The sequence below is a fragment of the Synechococcus sp. R55.7 genome, assembly GCF_047461955.1.
Lineage (GTDB): Bacteria > Cyanobacteriota > Cyanobacteriia > Thermostichales > Thermostichaceae > Thermostichus.
Window position 1 is genome coordinate 8940 of the sequence record NZ_JANSIC010000016.1, and the last position, 8038, is coordinate 16977.

General features: G+C 61.4%; 6 protein-coding genes. 2 read left to right on the forward strand and 4 right to left on the reverse strand.

The annotated features are described in order from the left end of the window. A partial coding sequence (locus tag NW820_RS01820; RefSeq protein ID WP_414406523.1) for a hypothetical protein occupies positions 1–645 on the forward strand: 645 nt, incomplete at its 5' end. Positions 646–773: 128 nt separating this feature from the next. On the opposite strand, the gene NW820_RS01825 is transcribed toward NW820_RS01820, so the two are convergent. The 3 genes from NW820_RS01825 to NW820_RS01835 all read right to left on the reverse strand — a co-directional run bounded on the left by NW820_RS01825 (position 774) and on the right by NW820_RS01835 (position 4643). Further along, positions 774–1595: a class I SAM-dependent methyltransferase gene (locus NW820_RS01825; RefSeq protein WP_414342194.1), complete on the reverse strand. Its 822-nt coding sequence runs from the start codon at positions 1593–1595 to the stop codon at positions 774–776. Between the two features lie 107 nt (positions 1596–1702). Next, the gene (ftsH, locus tag NW820_RS01830) at positions 1703–3625 is read right to left on the reverse strand and encodes an ATP-dependent zinc metalloprotease FtsH (RefSeq protein ID WP_414406524.1); all 1923 of its coding nucleotides are present in this window, start codon (positions 3623–3625) and stop codon (positions 1703–1705) included. Between the two features lie 142 nt (positions 3626–3767). Then, positions 3768–4643 carry an SDR family NAD(P)-dependent oxidoreductase gene (locus NW820_RS01835; protein ID WP_414406525.1) on the reverse strand — a complete coding sequence of 292 codons (876 nt, stop codon included), beginning with the start codon at positions 4641–4643 and terminating at the stop codon, positions 3768–3770. Between the two features lie 304 nt (positions 4644–4947). Between NW820_RS01835 and NW820_RS01840 the strand changes: the two genes are divergently transcribed. Beyond that, the gene (locus NW820_RS01840; RefSeq protein WP_414342192.1) at positions 4948–5457 is read left to right on the forward strand and encodes a hypothetical protein; all 510 of its coding nucleotides are present in this window, start codon (positions 4948–4950) and stop codon (positions 5455–5457) included. Positions 5458–5479: 22 nt separating this feature from the next. Here the strand turns inward: NW820_RS01840 and NW820_RS01845 are convergent, their stop codons facing one another. Beyond that, positions 5480–8005 (reverse strand): DNA gyrase/topoisomerase IV subunit A, encoded by a 2526-nt coding sequence (locus NW820_RS01845; protein WP_414406526.1) that lies wholly within the window; start codon positions 8003–8005, stop codon positions 5480–5482. Positions 8006–8038: the final 33 nt, after the last annotated feature.

Here is an 8038-nt window from a genome sequence, read left to right on the forward strand (position 1 = left end):
GTTTGGGCCAATTCCACGCAAGCCAGCATTCAGGATCCGGCGCCAGCCACGCTCTCAGCCGCTTTGGATTTGGGCTTGGATGACCGAATTTTAGAAGACAGCCCCGTGTTGCGCCGCTGGCTGCAAAACCCGCCCCATCTCCTGGAAGAAATCCGCAACACCCCTGTCTTGCCCACCCGCTTGCAGGCCGGTTTCGAGTCCTCTTCTCACTGGCGAATCAGCCTGCAGGATTTGCGCCTGGGAGATCGCCTCACCCTCAGCGGTGACTATCGCCAATCTTCCGAACATCCCGAAGTGCGCCAGTACGGGTCGGAAATGCGTTACTTTCTGGCCCCCATGGGATCCCGTTTTAATCTGGCGCCACAACTGGGGTATCGGGCTTTGGAACAAAAGAACCGCAGCCTCAGTGGAGTTAGCTATGGGGCTTTTGCTGTTTTGGCCTTGGCTCCGGGAGGTGTAGATTTGACCGGCAGCTACAGTTGGGTTGCCCCCCAGGAGCCGGAAGAAGGACAGGCCACCCTGGCGGAGCTCACTGCTGCCTACGCCATTAGCCCTTCCTTTCGTCTTTCTGCTCGCTATAGCCTGCGCAACTCGACCCTGGATCGGGAGTTTAGCTTTGGCGTTGGGCTGGAGTGGATCCCCTAGCCTGCGCTCTCGCCCTCACTCCCAGGCCCTCTCCCGGTGGAAGAGGAGGGCTGGGGATCGACGCGACTTGGATTTGGGTGATGGCTCCGCTCTGGACTCAATGAATGGCCACCTCAACCCAGCCCAGATCAGAGGCGCACTGCCCGCACAAAGGCCACCCAACCCAAGCTGAGATAACGCTCCAACTGCAGCCCCACCTGTTGAAGGTGCTCGCGCAACTGGGTTTCCGAGAAAAAATGAAGGCCGGTGGCTTCCAGCCATTGCTGCACCATCTGCCCCCATCCCTGTACCTGCTGGCTGTGCATCGAGACAAAGGCCCCTCCCGGTTTCAAGACGCGGGCAATTTCCCGCAAACAGGGATCCAAAGGCAATTCGTTCAAGGTGGCCCCGCTGATCACCGCCCCAAAAGTTCCAGAGGCGAGGGGAAGCTGTTCAGCCCGAGCCCGCATCAGGCTGTAGTGCTGCCAGTGGGGCTGCGCTTGTTGAGCGGCTTCCGCCAATACCCCTGCCGCATTGTCCAGGCCGATCACCGTCCGTTGTGGATCCTTGGCCAGGAGCAAGCGGCTCCAGTACCCCCCGGCAGTGCCCAAATCCAAGATGGGATCCCCCTCCCCCACCAACTCGGCCAGCAGTTGACTCTCCCGCTCGCTGCCAAAGCTCTCCCCCGTCAGTAGCGACAGAGCCCAGGGCCGCCAGAGGCGATCGTAGCCCCAGGCGAACCCAGGCAGATGGGCAATGGCTTGGGCCGGGGTGAGATGCAAGTCCGATGAGCTGCCGATAAAATCCACAGCCCCAGAAGCGGTGATGGGGTAAATTTGGCCACAACTGGGACAATAAACCCGATCCGCCACGGATCCCTGTTCCCGCCCTGGTGATTGGGTCAACCCTTCCCGACCGCAGCTCAGGCAGCGATAAAGGTGAACCGGCAAAGCAGAGAGCGAAGAGAGCATGCGACAGCCCAACGCAACCCAAAACTCGCGAGGAAAAGGGGGCAGCTGCCGGGATCCAGCCCCAACAACCCCCCCAGTTGTCTATCTGGCAATGGAGATGGGATCCCTTAGACCAGCTTTGGACTCCGTCCCGCTTCCGCAAGTGGACTGGGCAGGCCGACCTTCTCCGGGATGGGCACATACTCTGAGACAATCGCCCGGAATTCGTCGCCATCCAGGGTTTCCCGTTCCACCAAGGTATCGGCCAATCGATCCAGCAGAGGGCGGTGCTCCAGCAAAATCTGCTTGGCTTTCTGGTAACAGCTCTCCAGGATCTGCCGCACCTGGCGGTCGATCTTGGCGGCCACATCCTCCGAGTACTCGACGCGGTTCATCCAGCCGCCGCCCAAGAATACCTCGTTGTTGGGGGGATCCAGCATCAAGGGCCCCAGCTCAGACATGCCAAAGCGGGTCACCATCTGCCGCACCAGATTCGTGTTCTGCTGTAGGTCGTTGCTGGCTCCGGTGGTCACTTCGGAGTAGCCGAAGACGATCTCTTCAGCCGCCCGACCGCCAAAGCCCACCACCACCCGATCCAGCAGCCAAGCGCGGCTGTACATGCCGGAGTCGATCTGCTCCTCGTTGGGCAGTTGCTGGGCAAAGCCACCTGCGCCGCCGGAACGGGGGATGATGGTCACCTTGTTCAAGGGATCCGCGTGGGGCAAAAGTGTCATCAACAGGGCATGGCCACACTCGTGGTAGGCGATCAGGCGCTTGCTCTTGCCGTCCAGAAGCGGCGGCTTGGTCAGGCCAATGGTGATGCGGTCGATGGCATCCTCAATGTCTTGGTTGGTGATGGCCATGCGCTGACGGCGGGCCGCCAAAATGGCCGCTTCATTGAGCAGGTTGGCCAGATCCGCGCCGGCAAAGCCGGGGGTACGGCGGGCAATCGCCTCCAGGCTGACCTCTTCCGCCAGCTTCTTGTTGCGGGCATGCACCCGCAAGATCTCGTAGCGCCCCTTGAAACTGGGCCGATCCACCGTAATCTGGCGGTCGAAGCGGCCCGGACGCAAGAGAGCCGCATCCAACACATCAGGGCGGTTGGTGGCGGCAATCACGATAATGCCGGTGTTGCCCTCAAAGCCGTCCATCTCGGTGAGCAACTGGTTCAGGGTTTGCTCGCGTTCGTCGTTGCCCCCGCCAATGCCGGCCCCCCGCTGCCGGCCCACCGCGTCGATCTCGTCGATGAAGACGATGCAAGGCGCATTCTCCTTGGCCTTCTTGAAGAGATCCCGCACGCGAGAGGCACCCACCCCGACAAACATTTCCACAAACTCAGAGCCGGACAGGCTAAAGAAAGGCACTCCTGCCTCGCCGGCAATGGCCTTGGCCAGAAGGGTTTTGCCCGTCCCCGGCGGCCCCACCAACAACACACCCTTGGGGATCTTGGCCCCAACAGCGGTGAAGCGCTCCGGCTTCTTCAAGAAGGTAACCACCTCTTGCAATTCTTCTTTGGCTTCTTCAATCCCGGCCACATCGTCGAACTTAACGCCGGTTTTGGCTTCCATCTGAAAGCGGGCCCGCGATTTGCCGAAGTTCATTGCCTGCCCAGGGCCGCCCGCTCCAGCACCGGCACGCCGCAGGAAAAAGAACAACCCTCCCAACAGCAACAGCGGGATCACCAGGTTGCCCAGAAGCGCCCAAAAGGCGCTGCCATTGCGGGTGGGTACCACTGCCACTTCGATCCCCTGCTCGGTGAGGCGGTCCACCAGTTGCGGTACGGTGTTGGGCAGCAGGTTCACTCGGTAGCGGGTGGAATGCTGGGTCTGGGGATCCACAGCCGTAACTTCAGCTACCAGATTGTTGTCCGTGAGGCGCACATCCGTAACCCGCCCCTCCTCGACGTAGCGCAAAAAGCGATCGTAGGTGAGGGCCGAGGCCAAAGCTGCATGGGCGGGTGCAGGCTGCAGCACCAGGCCGGATCCCTGCCAGAGACAAAAGCCCAGCAGGAGGGCGATCAGCCAGCGCTGGGGAGATAGAGGCTTGTTCATAGGGAAGAGAACGCTCGGTTATTAAAAGTCCTTTAACAAACTTAACCTGTCCCTCCTGGAAGGCACAACCCTGCCCCCGCACCAAGGAGAACTCAATGGGCTTGAGATCTTGTAGGGATCCCTGCCCGCCACCAGCCTGCAATTAGGCCGAGCCGGGGGATCCCAGACCATCCAGCCCATAGACGCGCCGCCACATGGAGTCAGCCAGAGCAGCGGGCATGAGCCGCATCAGCCCCAACGCCACCTTACCCCCCGTGAAAGCGGTGTAGCGGTCGGAAGGGTGAGGATCGGTCATCGCCCTCAGGATCGGCTCCACCACCTTCTCCACCGGCCAGGCCATTTTGTTAAACGAGCTGGCCAGCTCGGCAGTCTTGTCCAAGATCGCTTTGTAGGGGCCATTGGGGTTGACAACGGCAGCAAAGGTTTCTTCCGCCACGCGGCCAAACTCGGTGGCTACCGGCCCCGGCTCGATCAAGATAACCTTGATGCCGAAGGGGGCCACTTCCACCCGCAGGGCGTCGCTGAGGGCTTCGACAGCAAACTTGGTGGCGCTGTAAACGCCGCTGAAAGGCATGGACAGCTGGCCGGCCACCGAGCTGAGGTTGAGGATGCGGCCACTGCCCCGTTCCCGCATTTGGGGCAAGAGGGCACGGGTGAGGGCGTGCAAGCCAAATACATTCACCTCAAACTGGCGCCGCATGGCCGCCACATCCACCTCTTCCACCGGCCCCATCTGGCCATAGCCGGCGTTGTTCACCAGGATATCCACCCGGCCAAAGTGATCCAGAGCCTTTTGGGCCAGCGCCTCCACCTGGGCCGTATCGGCCATGTCGGTGGGCACCACCAGCGCCTCCGCTCCCCGACTCTCCACCAAGTCTTTGACGTTTCGCAGCAGCCCTTCCCGGCGGGCCGCCAGCACCAAGCGAGCCCCGCGTTTGGCCGCCTCCAGAGCGACGGCTTCCCCAATTCCAGCAGAGGCGCCGGTAATCAGCACCACCTGATTTGCAAGTGAAGGCATGGTTTCTTTTATCCAAACTCTCCACCATCCTAGAAGAACGACTGGGATCCCTGGAGAGGGGCAGCTCCGTCTTCCGAACTTCTGGATTCGGCATCCGCTATCATGGCTACATTGGGTAAACCCAGAAAACAGCCGGGACAAAGCCCGATAGACAGGTCTCTGCTTGGGCTGAAGTCCTATGGTGCTTTGATTTAAAGTAGAGAGTTGTGTATAGGGTGCAGCGACTGTGAAGTACTTCTGCAGGCGAGTTGGCCGAGGTCGATCTCTCTCCCCGGAAGAGCGTTGGGTTGTTACTGAGGTTCGATTGGCTCAATTGCTCAGGGCAGCGGAAGCCAACTTGCGGGCCAATTCTGAGTTGCGGCAACAGCAGCAGGAGCAGCAAAAGCAACTGGAAGCCGAGCGCCGCCACAGCGAAGCCCTAAGAGACTCGACCGCCGATTTGCGCACCAGCGTGATGGAGCTGCGGGAAGGACAGGCCCTTTGGCAGAGCCATGTGGAAGAGCTGCGCTCTTGTCTGCGGGAGCTGCTCAAGGAACAAAGCGAACTGGTGCAGATTGTTGCCCAGCAGCAGCACATCCTGAAGGATTGTCAGGAAGTCATCCGCGCCATGCTGGAGCAAATGCGAGATGACCACCGAGACTTCCGCTCTGCCATCAGCATTTTGCTGGAGGAGCTGCACCAAACCGTGCGCTGTTTGGTTATCAGGTCAGGTGGCACCCTACCCAAGCCCGTTCGCCATCCCGAAGTGCCGGAGACGGATCCCGGCTCCCCGCCGACCGATTCGGCCTCGCCTGGGGAAGGCTCTTCGTCCTAGGGATCTTCTGCTCCCCCAAGAGCTATCCCACATCGCCTTCCGGCAGCCACTGCGGCCAGAACAGGCGCAACTCCCTGACCCGCTCCCCTTTGACCAGGAGGGATCCGCCCCCGGAGCGGCTTTGCAGCGGGATCTCGGCAGGAGAGAAGGAGTACACCTGTTCAGACTCCGTGATCACATCCAGTTGCAGATGGGAAGGCCTCTCCAGCTCGGGGGGGAGACCCACCAAGCCCACCAGCACATCCCCTCGGTCGGAGAAGTGAAAGGCCGGCGCGCCCACCGGACTCCGCTCCAAGATGGGGATCTCCTCCAGAGACAAGCGCTTCAGATAGCCCGACCGGCTGGCCAGAACCAGGATCCCTTGGGAGGGCACCAGCGCCATACCTGCAATCTGTTCGGTGCGCCCCAGGCGCAGGGCCGGCGATCCCATAGCCGCTCGACCCATCAGGGGAATCTGTTGGACATCCAGCCGCAGCACCCGTCCCCCTGAAGTAGCCAGGACGACGCTGTAGCCTTGGTGGCCGGGATCCCAAAGGGCTGCCCAGCCCAGCTCATCTCCCTCTTTTAGCTTTAGGACAGTGGATCCCCGTTGGGTGAGGCCCATCAACTCTGCCAGGGCCAGCCGCTTGATCCGCCCCTGCCGGCTGAGCACCACCAAACTTGCCTTGCCCGGATCCGGAGCCAACGTGAAGGTGGCGACGATCGGCTCAGGGTTGGGAAGAAGGGTGAGCAGGGGTACCCCCCGTGAAGAGCCAGTGCTGAGGGGGATCCCTGCGATGGGCACGGTAAAAGCCTTGCCGCCAGCGGTGAGCACCAAGATTTCCTGCTCCAGCGTGACGCATTCCAGGCCGACCAGCACATCTTCCCCCAGTTCCCGTTGCGCCGGGTTGCTGCGGGAGCGACGGCTAGGCAGAGGCAGGCGGCGCACATAGCCCTTGCGGGTGAATTGCAGCAAGAAGTGGGTCTCTTCCGTCTCTTCGCCGCTGGGGATTTGGGCCACTTCCGCTTCCAGCTCCGAGGCCGAGAGGATCTGGGTGCGCCGGGGATCCCCGAAGGTCTTTTTCAGGTGTCGCAGCTCTTTTTTCAAATAATTCAAGAGCTTGCGGCGGTCGCTGAGTAGCCCCTGCAGTTCTTCGATGCGGGCCTGCAACTGGGCGTGTTCCTGGTGCAGCCGTTCCCGCTCCAATCCCGTCAGGCGACGCAGAGGCATGGCCAAAATCGTCTCTGCCTGCTGGGGGGTACAGCCCAGGCGAGTTTGCAATTGGGCTTTGGCCGTGGTGCCATCGGGCGCTTGCCGCAGCAGCTCGATCACCCCCTCCAGATCCGCCAACGCCAGCAACATTCCTGCCACCTCTTCCGCCTTGCGCTGCACCTGCTGCAGTTCGGCGCGGAACATCCGGTTGAGGGTGGCCTCGCGAAATTGCAAGAAGTGTTGCAGGATGTCCTTGAGGCTGAGCTGCCGCGGTTCCCCGTTCACCAAAGCCAGCAGGATGGCTCCAAAGTTGCTTTGCAAAGGGGTGAGCTTATACAACTGCTGCAAAACCGCCTGCGGGTTGGCTTCTCGCTTCAGCTCCACCACCACGCGAATGCCGCTGCGATCCGACTCATCCCGCAGATCGGCAATGTCGCTGAGGCGGCCCTGGCTGGCCAACTCCGCCACCTTCTCGATCCAAGCGGCTTTGTTCACCTGGTAGGGAAACTCGCTGATGACTAGAGCAGGTCGGCGGTGGCGTCCTTTGCCCGGTTGGATCTCCTCAAATCGGGCCACTCCCCGCAGGGTGATGGAACCGCGCCCGGTGAGGTAGGCTTCGCGGATCCCTTGGGTGTCTAAGATTTGGCCGCCGGTGGGAAAATCCGGCCCTGGGATCCACCGCAACAGTTCCTCAGGGCTGAGGTCGGGATGGTCGATCAAAGCCAACAGGCCATCCACCACTTCCCCCAGGTTGTGGGGTGGGATATTGGTGGCCATGCCCACGGCAATGCCGGCAGAGCCGTTGAGCAGCAAAATGGGCAAGCGGGCCGGAAGAACGGTGGGCTCCGCCTGGGATCCGTCGAAATTGGGCATGAAATCGACGATCTCTTCCGACACCTGCTCCAGAAGCGCTGTGTGGCTCAGCTCCGCCAGCCGGCACTCCGTGTAGCGCATAGCCGCCGGCGGGTCATCATCCACAGAGCCGAAGTTGCCGTGTCCCGCCACCAGGGGATAGCGGCTGGAAAAGTCTTGCACCATGCGCACCAGCGCGTCATAAACTGCCTGATCCCCGTGGGGGTGATATTTCCCCAGCACATCCCCCACCACCCGTGCGCATTTGCGGTAGGGGCGATCCGGCGTCAGGCCCAGCTCGTGCATGGCGTAGAGGATGCGGCGGTGTACCGGCTTGAGGCCATCCCGCACATCCGGCAAGGCCCGCCCCACGATCACGCTCATGGCGTATTCCAGGTAGGAGCGCTGCATCTCCCCCTGCAAATCGGTGGCAATCACCCGACCCAGACGGGATCCCCCATTCGATCCCAATCCCAGTCCGTCGAGAGTCAGTTGCTGAGTCATGGCACAAAGGAGCGGAACGCTTTCCAGGTTACT